Origin of the sequence: Kitasatospora sp. NPDC098663, assembly GCF_044760075.1 — a bacterium.
In the GTDB taxonomy this organism is placed as follows: domain Bacteria; phylum Actinomycetota; class Actinomycetes; order Streptomycetales; family Streptomycetaceae; genus Kitasatospora.
This window is the reverse complement of sequence record NZ_JBIWAP010000012.1, coordinates 22,369-38,465: the sequence shown is the minus strand read 5'-3', so window position 1 is coordinate 38,465 and position 16,097 is coordinate 22,369. Positions and strand designations below refer to the sequence as shown.

The 16,097-nt window shown below is 74.4% G+C and carries 14 protein-coding genes and 1 pseudogene; 7 read left to right on the top strand and 8 right to left on the bottom strand.

What is annotated here, in order from left to right; translation table 11 throughout:
* Positions 1–73: 73 nt before the first annotated feature.
* The 5 genes from ACIQVZ_RS15465 to ACIQVZ_RS15445 all read right to left on the bottom strand — a co-directional run bounded on the left by ACIQVZ_RS15465 (position 74) and on the right by ACIQVZ_RS15445 (position 4,909).
* Complete coding sequence (locus tag ACIQVZ_RS15465; RefSeq protein WP_350877312.1) at positions 74–1,849, bottom strand: biotin carboxylase N-terminal domain-containing protein; 1,776 nt, start codon at positions 1,847–1,849, stop codon at positions 74–76.
* Positions 1,850–2,137: 288 nt separating this feature from the next.
* Positions 2,138–2,737, bottom strand: a complete 600-nt coding sequence (locus ACIQVZ_RS15460) for a nucleoside triphosphate pyrophosphatase (protein WP_350877314.1) — start codon at positions 2,735–2,737, stop codon at positions 2,138–2,140.
* Between the two features lie 72 nt (positions 2,738–2,809).
* Complete coding sequence (gene mmpB / locus ACIQVZ_RS15455) at positions 2,810–2,935, bottom strand: morphogenic membrane protein MmpB (RefSeq protein WP_279634918.1); 126 nt, start codon at positions 2,933–2,935, stop codon at positions 2,810–2,812.
* A gap of 137 nt (positions 2,936–3,072) precedes the next feature.
* Positions 3,073–3,294 carry an acyl-CoA carboxylase epsilon subunit gene (locus ACIQVZ_RS15450; protein ID WP_350877317.1) on the bottom strand — a complete coding sequence of 74 codons (222 nt, stop codon included), beginning with the start codon at positions 3,292–3,294 and terminating at the stop codon, positions 3,073–3,075.
* A 25-nt stretch (positions 3,295–3,319) separates the two neighbouring features.
* Positions 3,320–4,909, bottom strand: a complete 1,590-nt coding sequence (locus ACIQVZ_RS15445) for an acyl-CoA carboxylase subunit beta (RefSeq protein ID WP_350877319.1) — start codon at positions 4,907–4,909, stop codon at positions 3,320–3,322.
* Positions 4,910–5,150: 241 nt separating this feature from the next.
* On the opposite strand from ACIQVZ_RS15445, the gene ACIQVZ_RS15440 reads away from it, so the two are divergent.
* The 3 genes and pseudogenes from ACIQVZ_RS15440 to ACIQVZ_RS15430 all read left to right on the top strand — a co-directional run.
* A complete protein-coding gene (locus ACIQVZ_RS15440) occupies positions 5,151–6,044 on the top strand; it encodes a biotin--[acetyl-CoA-carboxylase] ligase (RefSeq protein WP_350877321.1) in 894 nt (297 codons plus the stop codon).
* A 169-nt stretch (positions 6,045–6,213) separates the two neighbouring features.
* Positions 6,214–7,338, top strand: coding sequence for an adenylate/guanylate cyclase domain-containing protein (locus ACIQVZ_RS15435; RefSeq protein ID WP_350877323.1), 1,125 nt, complete (start codon positions 6,214–6,216; stop codon positions 7,336–7,338).
* 467 nt (positions 7,339–7,805) lie between these two features.
* Positions 7,806–8,939, top strand: a pseudogene (locus ACIQVZ_RS15430) (diguanylate cyclase domain-containing protein); the annotation flags it as partial.
* A 610-nt stretch (positions 8,940–9,549) separates the two neighbouring features.
* On the opposite strand, the gene ACIQVZ_RS15425 reads toward ACIQVZ_RS15430, so the two are convergent.
* Complete coding sequence (locus tag ACIQVZ_RS15425; protein ID WP_350877325.1) at positions 9,550–10,146, bottom strand: TetR/AcrR family transcriptional regulator; 597 nt, start codon at positions 10,144–10,146, stop codon at positions 9,550–9,552.
* A gap of 127 nt (positions 10,147–10,273) precedes the next feature.
* On the opposite strand from ACIQVZ_RS15425, the gene ACIQVZ_RS15420 reads away from it, so the two are divergent.
* Positions 10,274–11,473 carry a macrolide family glycosyltransferase gene (locus ACIQVZ_RS15420; protein WP_402450349.1) on the top strand — a complete coding sequence of 400 codons (1,200 nt, stop codon included), beginning with the start codon at positions 10,274–10,276 and terminating at the stop codon, positions 11,471–11,473.
* Here ACIQVZ_RS15420 and fdhD read toward each other — a convergent pair.
* On the bottom strand, positions 11,463–12,362 hold the full coding sequence (gene fdhD, locus ACIQVZ_RS15415; protein WP_402450346.1) for a formate dehydrogenase accessory sulfurtransferase FdhD: 900 nt from the start codon (positions 12,360–12,362) through the stop codon (positions 11,463–11,465). The two genes, ACIQVZ_RS15420 and fdhD, sit on opposite strands and share 11 nt — an antisense overlap.
* 156 nt (positions 12,363–12,518) lie before the next feature.
* On the opposite strand from fdhD, the gene hutH reads away from it, so the two are divergent.
* Positions 12,519–14,102 carry a histidine ammonia-lyase gene (gene hutH / locus ACIQVZ_RS15410; RefSeq protein WP_402450343.1) on the top strand — a complete coding sequence of 528 codons (1,584 nt, stop codon included), beginning with the start codon at positions 12,519–12,521 and terminating at the stop codon, positions 14,100–14,102.
* 110 nt (positions 14,103–14,212) lie between these two features.
* On the opposite strand, the gene ACIQVZ_RS15405 is transcribed toward hutH, so the two are convergent.
* The gene (locus ACIQVZ_RS15405) at positions 14,213–14,638 is read right to left on the bottom strand and encodes a hypothetical protein (protein ID WP_402450341.1); all 426 of its coding nucleotides are present in this window, start codon (positions 14,636–14,638) and stop codon (positions 14,213–14,215) included.
* Positions 14,639–14,844: 206 nt separating this feature from the next.
* On the opposite strand from ACIQVZ_RS15405, the gene ACIQVZ_RS15400 reads away from it, so the two are divergent.
* Both ACIQVZ_RS15400 and ACIQVZ_RS15395 read left to right on the top strand, forming a co-directional pair.
* A complete protein-coding gene (locus tag ACIQVZ_RS15400) occupies positions 14,845–15,714 on the top strand; it encodes a MurR/RpiR family transcriptional regulator (RefSeq protein ID WP_350877337.1) in 870 nt (289 codons plus the stop codon).
* Positions 15,715–15,773: 59 nt separating this feature from the next.
* Positions 15,774–16,097: a hypothetical protein gene (locus ACIQVZ_RS15395; RefSeq protein WP_063349091.1), complete on the top strand. Its 324-nt coding sequence runs from the start codon at positions 15,774–15,776 to the stop codon at positions 16,095–16,097.

The following is a 16,097-nucleotide window of genomic DNA, read 5'->3' as shown; positions in this document are numbered from 1 at the left end:
CGTACAGCCGCGCGAACGCGGCCGGCCCGCACCCCCGAGGGGGTACGGGCCGGCCGGTGCTCCAGGGAGCGCGTCAGTCCTTGATCTCGCACAGCGCGGCGCCGCTGCTGACGCTCGCGCCCACCTCGGCCTTGAGGCCGACGACGGTGCCCGCCTTGTGCGCGTTCAGCGGCTGCTCCATCTTCATCGCCTCCAGGACCACGATCAGCTCGCCCTCGGCGACGACCTGGCCCTCCTCGACGGCGACCTTGACGATGGTGCCCTGCATCGGCGAGGCCAGGGTGTCACCGCTGACGGCCGAACCGGCCTTCTTGGCGCCCACCCGGCGCTTGGCCTTCGCGGCACCCGCGGCACCGGCCGCCGGGGCCGCCGAGACGCCCAGCGAGGACGGCAGCGAGACCTCGATCCGCTTGCCGCCGACCTCGACCACGACGGTCTCGCGGCCCTCGGCCTCCTCGCCGTCGCCGGCCGCGCCCGCGAACGGCGGGATGGTGTTGTCGAACTCGGTCTCGATCCACCGGGTGTAGATCGTGAACGGGCCCTCGCCGCCGTGCACCTCGGGCGCGAACGCCGGGTCGGTGACGACCGCCTGGTGGAACGGGATGGCGGTGGCCATGCCCTCCACCTTGAACTCGTTCAGCGCGCGGCGGGCCCGCTCCAGGGCCTGCTTGCGGTCCCGGCCGGAGACGACCAGCTTGGCCAGCAGGGAGTCCCAGGCCGGGCCGATGACCGAGCCGCTCTCCACGCCGGAGTCCAGCCGGACGCCCGGGCCGGACGGCGGCGCGAACAGCGTCACGGTGCCGGGCGCGGGCAGGAAGCCCCGGCCCGGGTCCTCGCCGTTGATGCGGAACTCGAACGAGTGGCCGCGCACCTCGGGGTCGCCGTAGCCCAGTTCCTCGCCGTCGGCGATCCGGAACATCTCGCGGACCAGGTCGAGTCCGGTGACCTCCTCGGTGACCGGGTGCTCGACCTGCAGCCGGGTGTTGACCTCCAGGAAGGAGATCGTGCCGTCCAGCGCCACCAGGAACTCGCAGGTCCCGGCGCCCTCGTAGCCGGCCTCCTTCAGGATGGCCTTGGACGCCCGGTACAGCTCGGCGTTCTGCTCGGCGGTCAGGAACGGCGCGGGCGCCTCCTCGACCAGCTTCTGGTGCCGGCGCTGCAGCGAGCAGTCACGGGTGGAGACGACCACCACGTTGCCGTGCTTGTCCGCGAGGCACTGGGTCTCCACGTGCCGCGGGTTGTCCAGGTAGCGCTCGACGAAGCACTCGCCGCGGCCGAAGGCGGCGACGGCCTCGCGCACCGCGGACTCGTACAGCTCCGGGATCTCCTCCAGCGTGCGGGCGACCTTGAGGCCGCGGCCGCCGCCGCCGAAGGCCGCCTTGATGGCGACCGGAAGGCCGTGCTCCCGGGCGAACACGACCACCTCGTCGGCACCCGAGACCGGGTCCGGGGTGCCGGCGACCAGCGGCGCGCCGGCGCGCTGCGCCACGTGCCGGGCGGTGACCTTGTCACCGAGGTCGCGGATGGCCTGCGGGGGCGGGCCGATCCAGGTCAGGCCCGCGTCGAGGACGGCCTGGGCGAAGTCGGCGTTCTCCGACAGGAACCCGTAGCCGGGGTGGATGGCGTCGGCCCCGGAGTCCGCTGCGGCCTTCAGGACCTTGGCGATGTCCAGGTAACTGGTGCCGGGGGTGTCTCCACCCAGCGCGTAAGCCTCGTCGGCCGCGCGGACGTGCAGCGCATCCCGGTCCGGCTCGGCGTAGACGGCGACGCTGGCGATACCGGCGTCCGAGCAGGCCCGGGCGACGCGGACGGCGATTTCCCCGCGGTTGGCGATGAGCACCTTGCGCACTGTGGCTCCCTTCTTGAACCTGGTCGAGTTTATGGATTCCTGGGCGGTACCGGCGAGTAGCCCCAGGTTGTGAACTATCCCACACGGACGGTGATGAGTTTCGAGGGCCCGTCGACCGCCCGTCCGGTGACGCCGCAGGTCGCGGCCGGTGCGGTCGAACCGGCCGGATCCACAGCGGGTGACCGGGTGCTGTCCGGGGCCCCGGTGGCATCGGACACACTCTCGCGCGGCCGGCTCGAACGACGGTGGAACGGGCGGCGGGTCGCCGCGGTCCCGCGGGCCCGGCCGTCAGGCCCAGAGGTCGACCAGCCGGACGTCCAGGTCGGCGAGCAGGGCGCGCAGCAGCGGCAGCGAGAGGCCGATGACGTTGCCGGGGTCGCCGTCGATGCCCTCGATGAACGGCGCCGAGCGCCCGTCCAGGGTGAACGCCCCGGCGACGTGCAGGGGCTCGCCGGAGGCCACGTAGGCGGCGATCTCGGCGTCGTCCGGGGTGCCGAAGCGGACGGTGGTGGACGCGGTCGCCGAGGACTGCCGGCCGGTCGCGGTGTCGATCACGCAGTGACCGGTGCGCAGCACCCCGGCGCGGCCGCGCATCGACTGCCAGCGGGCGAGCGCCTCGGTGGCGTCGGCGGGCTTGCCGAGGGCCTGGCCGTCCAGCTCCAGGACGGAGTCGCAGCCGATCACCAGCTCGCCGCCGGTCAGTGCGGCGGCGACCGCCTTCGCCTTGGCCTCGGCCAGCACCAGGGCGAGTTCGGCCGGGGTGGCGGCGCTGATCGCGTCCTCGTCGACGCCGCTGACCACCACGCGCGGGTCGAGGCCCGCCTGGCGCAGCAGTCCGAGGCGGGCGGGGGAGGCGGAGGCGAGGACGAGGATGCGCTGGTCGGTCATGCCCCTCAGGGTAGGGGGTCCCGGTGTCCGCCGTTCGGGTGAACGGCGGTCGCGGCGGTCGGCTGACGGCGGTCACAGCAGCAGGAGGACGGCGGCCACCATCGCGAGGGCGGCGAGCACCCGGCCGGCCCGGTGCAGCCGCTCCATCATCCGGCGGGCCTCCGGGGAGGGCTCGTCGCGGGGGTCTGACCAGAGCACACGTCCAGGGTGCGCCGCGCCCGGCCCCGGGCGCCTGAGTATCCGTACTCAGCTTTCGGGCAATCCGGGCGGACGGGCCCGAACGGGTGCGGAGCGGGAAGTCGGACGGGCCGACTTCCCGCTCCGCACCCGGCGGATCAGCTCGCCCAGCCGGACGTCCGCCAGGCGTTGACGCCCGGGTGGACGGCCTGGCGGAACAGGCGGGAGCGGTCGTTCCAGGGGGCGGCCGGGCCGGCACCGGCCCGGCGCGCCGCCTCGGCGGCGGCCTGCGCGGCGGCGGCCCGGGCCTGGACCACCGCCAGGACGGCGGCGAGCTCCTCGGGGGTCGGCTGCCCGTGCAGCACGTGGATCGGGGCCATGGCTCAATTCTCTCCCGACGGGGGCCTACAGGGGGATGTTGCCGTGCTTCTTCGGCGGCAGCACCTCGCGCTTGCCGCGCAGCGCCCGCAGACCCCGGACGATGTGCCGGCGGGTCTCGCTCGGCGGGATCACCGCGTCCACGTAGCCGCGCTCGGCCGCCAGGTACGGGTTCAGCAGGGTGTCCTCGTACGAGGCGATCAGCTCGGCCCGCTTCTGCTCGGCACCGCCCGCCGCCCCGGCCTCGGCGATCTCCCGCCGGTGCAGGATGTTGACCGCGCCCTGCGCGCCCATCACCGCGATCTGCGCGGTCGGCCAGGCCAGGTTGAGGTCGGCGCCCAGGTGCTTGGAGCCCATGACGTCGTACGCGCCGCCGAAGGCCTTGCGGGTGATCACGGTGATCAGCGGGACGGTCGCCTCGGCGTAGGCGTAGATCAGCTTGGCGCCGCGGCGGATGATGCCGTCCCACTCCTGCTCGGTGCCGGGCAGGAAGCCGGGCACGTCGACGAAGGTCAGCACCGGGATGTTGAAGGAGTCGCAGGTCCGGATGAAGCGGGCGGCCTTCTCGCTGGCGTTGATGTCCAGGCAGCCGGCCAGGTCCATCGGCTGGTTGCCGACGATGCCGACGGACTGGCCCTCGACCCGGCCGAAGCCGGTGATGATGTTGCCCGCGTACAGCGGCTGGGTCTCCAGGAACTCGCCGTCGTCGACGATGTGCTCGATCACCTTGCGCATGTCGTACGGCTGGTTCGCCGAGTCCGGCACGATGGCGTCGAGTTCGAGGTCCTCGTCGGTGACGGTGAGGTCCGCCTGCTCGGGGTAGGACGGCGGGTCCGACAGGTTGTTGGAGGGCAGGTACGAGAGCAGGCTCTTGACGTACTCGACGGCCTCCTTCTCGTCGGTGGCCAGGTAGTGCGCGTTGCCGGACTTGCTGTTGTGGGTGCGGGCGCCGCCCAGCTCCTCCATGCCGACGTCCTCGCCGGTCACGGTCTTGATCACGTCCGGGCCGGTGATGAACATGTGCGAGGTCCGGTCGGCCATCACCACGAAGTCGGTGATCGCGGGGGAGTACACCGCGCCGCCCGCGCAGGGGCCCATGATCAGCGAGATCTGCGGGATCACGCCCGAGGCGTGCACGTTGCGGCGGAAGATCTCGCCGTACAGGCCGAGCGAGACCACGCCCTCCTGGATCCGGGCGCCGCCGGAGTCGTTGATGCCGATGACCGGGCAGCCGGTCTTCAGCGCGAAGTCCATCACCTTGACGATCTTCTCGCCGAACACCTCGCCCAGGGAGCCGCCGAACACGGTGAAGTCCTGGGCGAAGACGGCGACCTGGCGGCCGTCCACGGTGCCGTAGCCGGTCACCACGCCGTCGCCGTACGGGCGGTTCCGCTCCTGCCCGAAGTTCGTCGAGCGGTGCCGGGCGAACTCGTCGAACTCGACGAAGGAGTCCTCGTCCAGCAGCTCCGCGACCCGCTCGCGGGCCGTCAGCTTGCCCTTGGCGTGCTGCTTCTCCACGGCCGCGGCGGAGCCGGAGTGCACCGCCTCGTCGAGCCTGCGCCGCAGGTCGGCGAGCTTGCCGGCGGTGGTGTGGGGGTCGTACGGCGCCTCGGTCATCCGGTGGCTCTCCCTGATCGATGGGCCGCGACCTGTTCGAGTGCGCGCGGGCCGGGGTGGGGGCCCGCGCATGAGGGCAGGGCGGCGCTGCGAACTACCGTTGGGTAGCGTAGCCAGCGCACGGGCCCGGACGTCATGTCCTGGCGTTATGGCCATCAACACAGTGTGTCCACGCTCGTTCTGCGGGACGATGGGGCGGCCTACGCCCCACGCGGCCGGACACGTTCTAGTGTTCTGGACCATGACCGCACCCGACTCCCCCCGCCGCAGTGGACTACGCGGTTTCGGCCACGCCGGGCCGTCGCCGTGGACCGACCTGGACCGCCCGCCGCTGGACGAGGCGGCACTGCGCCGCGACCTGCTCGTCCCGGACGGGCTCTGGACCTCGGTGGACGTCGTCGCCGCGACCGGCTCCACCAACAACGACCTCGCCGCCCGCGCCCGGGCCGGCGCCCCGCAGGGCGCGGTGCTGGTCGCCGAGCTGCAGAACGCCGGGCGCGGCCGGCTGGAGCGCCAGTGGAGCGCCCCGGCCCGCTCCGGGCTGTTCCTGTCCGTCCTGCTGCGCCCCGAGGAGGTGCCGGTCGAACGCTACGGCTGGCTGCCGATCCTGGTCGGGGTGGCCACCGCCAGCACGCTGAGCCGGATCGCCGGGGTCGAGGTCGGGCTGAAGTGGCCCAACGACCTCCAGGTGGAGATCGACGGCGCCGAGCGCAAGCTCGGCGGCATCCTCACCGAGCTGAGCGGCGGCGCCGTGGTCGCCGGCCTCGGCATCAACGTCTCGCTGCGCGAGTCCGAACTGCCCGTCCCCACCGCCGCCTCGCTCGCGCTGGCCGGCGCCGAGGTCACCGACCGGTCCACCCTGCTGCGCGCCCTGCTACGCGAGTTCGCCGGGCTGTACCGCACCTGGACGGCCGCCGCCGGCGACCCGCACACCAGCGAGCTGCTCCGCGCCTACGCGGACCGCTGCACCACGCTCGGCCGCCAGGTGAAGGTGCACCTGCCGGGCGACCGGGAGCTGGTCGGCGAGGCGGTGGCGATCGACGGCGACGGCCGCCTGGTGGTCCGCACCCCCGACGGCGCACGCCGGGCGGTCGGCGCGGGGGACGTCGTCCACGTGCGCCCCGAGCCCCGCTGAACGGCACTCTTCACCTCTCCTTGACCCGGGCTGATGCCCCGGATCGCGCGATTCCGTGCGAACATTCCACCTGGCAGCGGTGTGAGGCGCGCCACTGCCCGCCGGGTGGCGGGCGCGCCCGGACAGGCAGGACACGAGGCGAGTGCGGCGACCGCACGGGGACGGACCGGTGGCAGAGGACGGCAGCAGCGGCGCGGCATCGGGGGCCCACGACCCCACGGTCGCGCTCGAACTGGAACGCCTGATCCTGGACGCGCCACGCCGCTACACCCCGTACCAGGCCGCGCGGGCCGCCGACGTCCCGATGGAGCTGGCGACCCGCTTCTGGCGGGCCATGGGCTTCCCCGACATCGGCCAGTCCCGGGCCCTCACCGACGGCGACGTGATCGCCCTGCGCCGGCTCGCCGGCCTGGTCGAGTCCGGCCTGCTCAGCGAGTCGATGGCGATCCAGGTGGCCCGCTCCACCGGCCAGACCACCGCCCGGCTGGCCGGCTGGCAGATGGACACCTTCCTGGAGAACCTCACCCAGGCCGTCGAGCCCGGCCTGACCCGCGCCGACGTCGCCTACCCGCTGGTCGAGCTGCTGCTGCCGGAGCTGGAGCAGTTCCTGGTGTACGTCTGGCGCCGCCAGCTCGCCGCCGTCACCGGCCGGGTGGTCCAGGCCGCCGAGGACAACGAGATCACCAGCGGGCGCCTCGCGGTGGGCTTCGCCGACCTGGTCGGCTTCACCCGGCTGTCGCGGCGGCTGGAGGAGGAGGAGCTCGGCGAACTCGTCGAGACCTTCGAGAACACCTGTTCGGACCTGATCGCCGGGCAGGGCGGCCGGGTCATCAAGACCCTCGGCGACGAGATCCTCTACGTCTCCGAGGACCCGGTCACCGCCGCCGAGATCGCGCTCAGCCTGATCGAGGCCCTCGCCGAGGACGAGACCATCCCCGCGCTGCGGGTCGGCATGGCCTTCGGCACGGTCACCTCGCGGATGGGCGACGTCTTCGGCACCACCGTCAACCTGGCCAGTCGGCTCACCTCGATCGCGCCCAAGGACGCGGTGCTGATCGACGGCGAGTTCGCCGCCGCGCTGGAGCAGTACGGCAGCGTGGCCCCGCCGGACGCGGACGGCCCCGGCCTCGCCGAGGCGCTGTCGGCCGCCGCCGGGATGCCCGCCTCGGGCCTGCCGGTGCCGGGGCTGGACGCCGGGCACCGGTTCCACCTGCAGCCGATGTGGCGCCGGCCGGTGCGCGGGCTCGGGCTGGTCGAGCCGTGGCTGCTGTCGCGGCGGCTGAAGCCGGAGTAGGCTCCGCCGCCGCCCCTCCCGGGCCCTTCTCGCGCCTCTCCCGGGCCCTTTTCGCGCCTCTCCCGGGCCCGTCCCGGTCCCTTCCGGACCCGTCCCGGTCCTCTCCTGCGCCCTTCCCGGCTTTTCCCGGGCCTTTCCGGCCTTCCCCTGCCCTTTCCAGGACGTGGCCCGGAGCCGGTCCCGATGCTTGGGGTGCCGAACGGTTGAAACCCGTACGGCCGGTTGCGGGTCCGTCCCGGCAAACGGGGCATAACCGAACGAAACCGCCATAGTCTTGGTGAAAGCGGCCGGGTGGGTGCGGCCGCCGTCGGGGGTCCGGCAGGACCGAGCACAGGGAGCGAGGCGAGCCGGTGAGCAGTGAGGCGATCATGACGGACCGCGGCTGCGACTGCGACTGCGGCGGCCCGCGGCCGTCCGGTCAACTGCCCGACCTGCGGCTGCAGTCCGTGGTCGAGCTGGCCCAGGACATGGCCCGCGCGCTCACCCCGCTGGAGGCCGTCCGGGCCGCCGCCGCCCGCGCCACCGAGGCGCTCGGGGCCACCATGGCGGCCGTCTCCGTCTGGGACCGCGAATCCGGCCGGCTCCGGGTCCTGGTCAACCACGGGGAGCTCGCGCCCGGCGAGGAGGAACTGCCCGAGGACGAGTCCTACCCCGTCGCCGACTTCCCCGAGATCGTCACCTATCTGGAGGAGCGCTGGACCACCGGGCGCCTCCCCCGGGCCTGGCTGCAGACCGCGGAGAACGCCGAACCGCACGCCGGGCACGCCCACCCCACCGCCGGCGCGTACTGCCAGGAACGCGCCGCGGCGCTGCGCCGGCGCGGCCGCGCCTGCTGCGTGGTCGCCCCGATCGTCCTGCACGGGCAGGCGTGGGGCGAGCTGTACCTGGCCCGCAGCGTCGGGAAACCCGGGTTCGTCGCCGCCGACGCCGACTACGCGACCCTGCTCGCGGCCCAGATCTCGGCCGGCCTCGCCCAGACCGAACGCCTCGCCGACCTGCGCAAACTCGCCTTCTCCGACCCGCTCACCGGCCTCGCCAACCGGCGCGCCGTCGACGCCCGGCTGGAGAGCGCCCTCAGGGCGCACAACCGGGACAACACCGTGGTCTCGCTCGTCGTCTGCGACGTCAACGGCCTCAAGCGGGTCAACGACCAGCTCGGCCACGAGATGGGCGACCGGCTGCTCGAACGGTTCGCCCACCAGCTCTCGGTCGCCGCGGCCAAGCTCCCCGGCAGCCTCGCCGCCCGCCTCGGCGGCGACGAGTTCTGCCTGCTGGCCGAGGGGCAGAAGGCCGACGAGGTCGTCGCCGTCGCCGAGGAGCTCTGCGCCCGGGCCCTGGCCCTGTCCGAAGGCGAGGGCGTCGCCTGCGGCGTCGCCTCCACCGGCGACTCCATCGGCCCGGTCACCACCCCCGACCGGCTCTTCCGGCTCGCCGACGCCGCCCAGTACCGGGCCAAGGCCGCCCGGGCCGCCCACCCCGTCGTCGCCGGGCGCAGCCACGGCCCCGGCTTCTCGCCCGACCCCACCGTGCTGCTCGCCGACGCCGCGGACCCGCACCACCGGGCCGACGGACGCGCCCGGCCGGGCCGGGCCGGGGCGGGCGACCGGCGGCGCTTCCGGGGCGCCGCGCACAGCGCGGACCCGGGCCAGCTGCTCACCGCCGTCCTCGCGGCCCTCGACCAGGCCGCCGCCGCCCGGGCCGTCCACCCCGCCGACACCCTCGGCAAGCTCGTCGTCGTCGCCGAGGCCTCCGCCCGGTTGCTCGACGCCGTCGGCTGGTGGGTCTCCTACGTCCCGCCCGGCTCCCACCTCATGCGCACCGCCCAGCACGCCGTCTACCGGATGACCAGCGGCCCCAGCAGCACCCGCGCCGAGACCCAGCGGGCCCAGATCGAGGCCCCGGACGCCGTCTTCGACCTGCGCCACTACCCGATGACCCGCCGCGCCGTCCGCGGCGGCGCCTTCGCCCTGCGCGCCGGCGCGGCCGGCAACGACCCGGCCGAGGAGGCCATGCTGGTCGTCTCCGGCTACCGCGGCATGGTCGCCGCCGGTGGCCAGAACCCGGCCGGCGGCTGGCTCGTCGAACTCTTCGCCGACGACGCCACCCTGCCGTTCGGTCAGGCCGCCTTCGCCATGCGCGCCCTGGTGGCCGTCGCCCTGGCGGGCGCGGCCTCGCCCCCGGTGGTGTGAGGATCCGAAGCGGCCGGTGCGGTCAGGCCTGTCCGAGGGCGCGCAGGACCGCCTCGACCAGGCGGTCGGCGTGGGCGTGGTCGAGCGGGCCGAGGCGGTAGAGCCAGCGGTAGTGGAGCGGGCCGTAGAGGAGTTCGAGGGCGAGGTCGAGGTCCGCGTCGGGGGCGAGCCGGCCGGCCTCGCGGGCGCTGCGCAGGCGCTCGCGGGTGACGTCGAGGAGCGGGTCCAGCAGGCGGGTGCGGTAGTCGGCGTACAGGGCCGGGTCGTTGAGCAGTTCGGCGGTGAGGGCGCGGTAGGTGCGGTCGAGGGCGGGGTCGGTGAGCTCGTCGGCGGCGGGGCGCAGGACGGCCCGCAGGTCGGCGGCGAGGTCGCCGGTGTCGGGGAGGGCGAGGCTGCCCTCGTGCTCGTTGGCGGCGAGGAAGGCGTCGAAGACGACGGCGCCCTTGGAGGGCCACCAGCGGTAGATGGTCTGCTTGCCGACGCCGGCCCGGGCGGCGATCGCCTCGATGGTCAGCTTGCCGAAGCCGACCTCGGCGACGAGTTCGGCGGCGGCGGTGAGGACGGCGGCGCGGGAGCGTTCGCTGCGGCGGGCCGGGTCGGGGGCGGTTCTGTGGGCCATGGCGGAAATTCTAAGCGAAGTGGCGAGACGGACCGTATCGTCTTGACGTGGTGTCGGACCCCGATCATGCTGGGGTGGCGTCAGCGAGACGGATCGTCTCGTCTCACTCTGAATCCTGGAGGCCCCCATGACCCGCTCCGCGCACCCCGCCCACATCCTGATGGTCTCGATCCCGGCCCACGGACACGTCAACCCCAGCCTCGCCGTGATCGCCGAACTGGTCGCCCGGGGCCACCGGGTCAGCTACGTCAACGACGCCTCCTTCGCCGGGGCCGTCGAGTCGACCGGCGCCCGCTTCGTCCCGTACCCGACGAGGCTGCCGCTCGCCGGCGGCCCGGACGCCTGGGAGGAGGACCCGGTGGCGCTCCAGGAGCTGTTCCTGGACGACGCCCTCGCGATGTACCCCGTCCTGCTGGAGGCCTTCGCGGGCGACCGCCCCGACCTGGTGCTCTGCGACATCGCGGGCTTCGCCGGGCGGGCGCTCGGCGAGCGGCTGGGCGTGCCGGTGATACAGCTGTCGCCCACCTACGTCGGCTGGGAGGGCTTCGAGCAGGACATGGCGGAGGTGTTCGAGGCGATCCGCAACGGGCCCGGCGGCGCCGAGCACTACCGGCGGTTCGCCGACTGGCTGGCCGAGGCCGAGACGGTGGAGCGCGACGTGGACGCCTTCAAGGGCCGCCCGGCGCGGTCCGTCGCCCTGATCCCGCGCGCCCTGCAGCCCAACGCGGACCGGGTCGACGAGCGGCGCGTCACCTTCGTCGGGCCGTGCTTCGGCGACCGCGCCCACCAGGGTGAGTGGCACCGGCCGGCGCACGCGGAGAAGGTGCTGCTGGTCTCGCTCGGCTCGGCCTTCACCCACCAGCCCGCGTTCTACCGGGCCTGCGTCCAGGCCTTCGGCGGCCTGCCCGGCTGGCACACGGTGCTCCAGGTCGGCGCGCACACCGACCTGGCCGACCTGGGCGAGGTGCCGGACACCGTCGAGGTGCACCGGTGGGTGCCGCAGCTGTCGGTGCTCGCGCAGGCGGACGCCTTCGTCACCCACGCGGGCATGGGCGGCTCCAGCGAGGGGCTGTACCACGGCGTGCCGATGATCGCGGTGCCGCAGGCCGTCGACCAGTTCGCCAACGCGGACGCGCTGGTGGGGCTCGGCGTCGCCCGCCGCCTGGACACCGCGCGGGCCACTCCGGAGGCGCTGCGCGGCGCGCTGCTGGAGCTGGTCGGCGACCCGGCGGTGGCCGAGCGGCTGAAGGCGCTGGCCGCCGCCGGCCGGGCCGAGGGCGGCACCGCCCGCGCGGCGGACCTGATCGAGGCCGAGCTCAGGGGGTGACCGGCGCGACGGGGGAGGGCGCCGGCGTCGAGGGCGTGGCGGGGGAGGGCGTGGCGGGGGAGGGCGTGGCGATCCGGTCCGGCCGGGTGTAGACGTTCGCGCCCTCCCCGCGCAGGAAGCCGACCAGGGTCAGGCCCAGCTCCTCGGCGAGGTCCACCGCGAGCGAGGACGGCGCCGAGACGGCCGCCAGCAGCGGGACGCCCGCCAGCGCGGCCTTCTGGGTCAGCTCGAACGAGGCCCGGCCGCTGACCAGCAGGACATGCCCGGTCAGCGGCAGCCTGCCCTCGCGCAGCGCCCAGCCGACCACCTTGTCCACGGCGTTGTGCCGTCCGACGTCCTCGCGGGCGCAGAGCAGTTCGCCGGTGGCGGCGTCGAACAGGCCGGCCGCGTGCAGGCCGCCGGTGGACTCGAAGGTGCGCTGGGCGGCCCGCAGCCGCTCCGGCAGGCCGTACAGCAGGGACGGCGGGACGGTGAGCGGGTCCTCGCCCACCGGGTGGCGGACGTGGGTGCGGACGGCGTCCACCGTGTCCCGGCCGCACAGGCCGCAGGCGCTGGTGGTGAGCAGGTTGCGGTGCGCGGACAGCGGCAGCGCGCGGGCGGCGCCGCGCAGGGTGGCGTCGACGACGTTGTAGGTGTTGGCGCCGGACTCGTCCGTCCCGGCGCAGTACCGCAGGGCCGCGAGCTCCTCGGAGGTGTGCACCAGCCCCTCGCCGACCAGGAACCCGGCCACCAGGTCGAAGTCCTGCCCGGGGGTGCGCATGGTGACGGTCAGCGGCTCGCCGCCGAGCCGGATCTCCAGCGGTTCCTCCGCCGCCAGCGAGTCCGGCCGCACCCCGCGCTCGTCCCCCCGCAGCCGCACCACCCGGCGCCGTGCCGTCGCCCGCGTCATCGCCCTGCCACCTCCGTGCGTGTCCGTGGCCACCAGCGTGCGGCACGGGGCGGCCCGGGTGAAAATCCTGCTGGCCGGTCCGGGTGTGCCATCGTGGCCGTTTCGGATGGCGACCACCTGTTGTCATATCTTCATTCACCTGATGTGATGGTGTATATGGATATGCACAGTGCTGTGGCCCCCGACGCTCCGCTGGTCCAGGTCGGCAAGGCCGACGTCAGCGCCGAGGACGTGCTGGCCGTCGCCCGGGGGAACGCCCGGGTCGAGATAGGCCCCGACGCGCTCGCCGAGATGGCGACGGCGCGGGCACGGATCGACGCCCTCGCGGCCGAACCGCGCCCCGTCTACGGCGTGTCGACCGGATTCGGCGCGCTCGCCGTCCGGCACATCAGCCCCGAACTGCGGGCGCAGCTCCAGCGGTCGCTGGTGCGCTCGCACGCGGCCGGGATGGGACCGGCCGTCGAGCGCGAGGTCGTCCGGGCACTCGTCTTCCTGCGGATGAAGACGCTGGCCTCCGGCCGGACCGGCGTAAGCCCGCTGGTCGCGCAGACCATGGCCGCCCTGCTCAACGCGGGCATCACCCCGGTGGTCCGGGAGTTCGGCTCGCTCGGCTGCTCCGGCGACCTCGCGCCGCTGTCGCACTGCGCGCTGGTCCTGATGGGCGAGGGCGTGGCCACCGGCCCGGACGGCGTGGAGAAGCCCGCCGCCGAACTGCTCGCCGCCGCCGGCATCGAGCCCGTCGAACTGCTGGAGAAGGAGGGCCTGGCCCTCATCAACGGCACCGACGGCATGCTCGGCATGCTGGTGATGGCCATCGCCGACCTGCAGCGGCTGTACACCACCGCCGACATCACCGCCGCGATGACCCTGGAGGCGCTGCTCGGCACCGACAAGGTGCTCGCCCCCGAACTGCACGCCCCGATCCGCCCCCACCCGGGCCAGGCGCTGAGCGCCGCCAACATGCTGGCCGTCCTCAAGGACTCCGGCCTCACCGGCCACCACCAGGACGACGCGCCGCGGGTCCAGGACGCCTACTCGATCCGCTGCGCCCCGCAGGTGGCCGGCGCCGGCCGGGACACCCTCGCCCACGCCCAGCTGGTCGCCTCCCGCGAGCTGGCCGCCTCGGTCGACAACCCGGTGGTGCTGCCGGACGGCCGGGTGGAGTCCAACGGCAACTTCCACGGCGCCCCGGTCGCGTACGTGCTGGACTTCCTCGCCATCGCCGCCGCCGACCTCGGCTCCATCTCCGAGCGCCGCACCGACCGGCTGCTCGACAAGGCCCGCTCGCACGGCCTGCCGGCCTTCCTGGCCGACGACCCCGGCGTGGACTCCGGCCTGATGATCGCCCAGTACACCCAGGCGGCGCTGGTCAGCGAGAACAAGCGGCTCGCCGTCCCGGCCTCGGTCGACTCGATCCCGTCCTCCGCGATGCAGGAGGACCACGTGTCGATGGGCTGGTCCGCCGCCCGCAAGCTGCGCCAGTCCGTCGACAACCTCGGCCGGATCCTCGCCGTCGAACTCACCGCCGCCGCCCGCGCCCTGGAGATCCGCCGGCAGGCCGACGGCGCGGGCCGGACGGCCCCGGCCACCACGGCCGCCATGGCCGCCGCCCGGGAAGCGGGGGTCGGCGGCGCCGGCCGCGACCGCTTCCTGTCGCCGGACCTGGAGGCGGCCGCCGCGCTGGTCGCCTCCGGGGAGCTGGTGCGGGCCGTGGAGCGGGTCACCGGGCCGCTGGCCTGAGCTGGTGTGAGCCGGGCTGACACGGTGCGATCGGTGCGATCGGTGCGATCGGTGTGACGGGCCGTCGGGCCCGGTGCGGGCGGTGGGGCGGCTGGTGCGGGCGGCGGGGCTCAGTCCCAGTCGTCCCGGGACCGGGGCCGGGACCGCGGCTCGTCCCGGTCCCGGCGGTTGCCGAACGCGGCGGCGAAGTTGACGCCGACGATGCCCGCCCAACTGACCAGCAGGCCGTAGAAGCCGCCGCCCTGCGGGCTGGCCGCGATCGCGGTGAGCGGGATGCCGAGGGCCAGCGAGATCACCGCCAGCCGGTTGCCGGAGCGGCCGGGCCCCGGCCCCTGGTGGTGCGGCCGGCGCCGGTGCGCGGGCTCGTAGTCGTCCATCCGCTCGGCCACCCGGCGCTCGACCCGGGCGTCCAGTCGGGCGTCCAGACGGCTCAGGAACGAGTCGACCAGCTCCGGCTCGTACTCCTTGCCGAGGTCCTTGCGAGCATGCAGGGCGGCGTCGAGGTCGCGCCGCAGGTCGTCCTGGCGAGTGTCCATGGAAACAGCCTGGGCCCGCGCCGGGGGCGCGGTCCATCCGTCGGTGGGGGAATCCGGGCGGGTTCAGGGAGAATTCAGGGTTACCCCGAGCTCCCACCCGCTCGGGCCGTCTCGCCCGGCGTCCCGCCGTACGAGACGTCTTTGCCAGGCGCGACGCACTGCTGCACAGTCGTCGTCCGAATCGCTCGCATCCGGAGGTACCGCTGATGACCGCCACCGACGAGGCCGGCACGGTCGGCCCCTCCGCCCGGCTGCTCCAGCTGTTCGAAGGCCACCGACTGACCCCGACCCAGCGGCGGATCGCGCACTCGCTGGTCCGGCACGCCACCGAGGCGCCGTTCCTCTCCAGCGTCGAGGTCGCCGAACTCGCCGGCGTCAGCCAACCCTCCGTCACCCGCTTCGCGGTCGCCCTCGGCTACGACGGCTACCCGGCACTGCGCAAACAGCTGCGCGAACTCGGTGCGGGCGAACCCGCCGCGCCGGAGACCCCCGACGACGCGGTGCGCAACGAGCACCAGCAGGCCGTGCTCGCCGAGATCGCCCACCTGCGCCACCTCGCCGAACTCCTCGCCGACCCCGAGCCGATCACCCGCGCCGCCCGGCTGCTCGCCGCCTCCCGCCCGCTGCCGGTGCTCGGCCTGCGGGCCGCCTCCGCGCAGGCGCGCGGCTTCGCCTACTTCGCCGCCAAGGTGCACCCGGACATCCGCCTCCTCGACGAGGGCGGCAGCATGCTCGCCGACCGGCTGGAACAGGCCGCCGCGGCCGGGGCCACCGCGCTGCTCTGCTTCGCGCTGCCGCGCTACCCGCGGGAGCTGATGGACGCGCTGGTGGTGGCCCGCGAGTGCGGGCTGACGGTGCTGACCGTCGCCGACAGCGCCTTCGCGCCGGTCGCCAAGCTCTCCGACCTGATGCTGCCGGCCGCCGTCGGCACCGGGCTGGTCTTCGACACCGCGTGCGCGCCGATGATGCTCGGCCGGGTGCTGTTGCAGCGCATGTGCGACGAACTCCCGGGCGCGGAAGCCAGGTTGGAGGCCATCGAGCAGTCCGCCGCGGCACGTGGCCTGTTTTTGGAGTAGACACGGCGGGGAGTAGCCGTCACGAACCCGGGCATCCCCTACAGCAGGGGGTGCCGCCCATGCGCGTGATCCACGAGATGAAGTTCGTCGCCCGCCTGGCCTCGGGTGTCGACGAATGGTCCTGCCCCACCTGCGGACGCCGCGTCACCCTGCGGCGCCTGCCCGATCCCGAACTGACCGTCCTCGACCCGGGAGACGAGTCCGCCGTGCACGTCGGCGTCATCGAACCCGACGCCCGCGCAGCCGCCGCGGCCGCCGAGAAGTACGGCCTCGGCCCGGTCCAGAACATCCCCCGCCCGCCGACCCCGCCCACCCCCGACGCCGCCGACCGCCGCTGGCTCGCCGAGATCGGCATCGACTGGGACGGCGACGCCGCGGCGTGA

Bases quoted from the DNA above. Each gene is read 5' to 3' on its own strand.
- ACIQVZ_RS15460 (WP_350877314.1), bottom strand. From the start codon at position 2,737: ATGACCGACCAGCGCATCCTCGTCCTCGCCTCCGCCTCCCCCGCCCGC.
- ACIQVZ_RS15405 (WP_402450341.1), bottom strand. From the start codon at position 14,638: ATGGACACTCGCCAGGACGACCTGCGGCGCGACCTCGACGCCGCCCTG.
- fdhD (WP_402450346.1), bottom strand. From the start codon at position 12,362: ATGACGCGGGCGACGGCACGGCGCCGGGTGGTGCGGCTGCGGGGGGAC.
- ACIQVZ_RS15395 (WP_063349091.1), top strand. From the start codon at position 15,774: ATGCGCGTGATCCACGAGATGAAGTTCGTCGCCCGCCTGGCCTCGGGT.
- ACIQVZ_RS15440 (WP_350877321.1), top strand. From the start codon at position 5,151: ATGACCGCACCCGACTCCCCCCGCCGCAGTGGACTACGCGGTTTCGGC.
- hutH (WP_402450343.1), top strand. From the start codon at position 12,519: ATGGATATGCACAGTGCTGTGGCCCCCGACGCTCCGCTGGTCCAGGTC.
- ACIQVZ_RS15400 (WP_350877337.1), top strand. From the start codon at position 14,845: ATGACCGCCACCGACGAGGCCGGCACGGTCGGCCCCTCCGCCCGGCTG.
- ACIQVZ_RS15450 (WP_350877317.1), bottom strand. From the start codon at position 3,294: ATGGCCCCGATCCACGTGCTGCACGGGCAGCCGACCCCCGAGGAGCTC.
- ACIQVZ_RS15445 (WP_350877319.1), bottom strand. From the start codon at position 4,909: ATGACCGAGGCGCCGTACGACCCCCACACCACCGCCGGCAAGCTCGCC.
- ACIQVZ_RS15420 (WP_402450349.1), top strand. From the start codon at position 10,274: ATGACCCGCTCCGCGCACCCCGCCCACATCCTGATGGTCTCGATCCCG.
- ACIQVZ_RS15425 (WP_350877325.1), bottom strand. From the start codon at position 10,146: ATGGCCCACAGAACCGCCCCCGACCCGGCCCGCCGCAGCGAACGCTCC.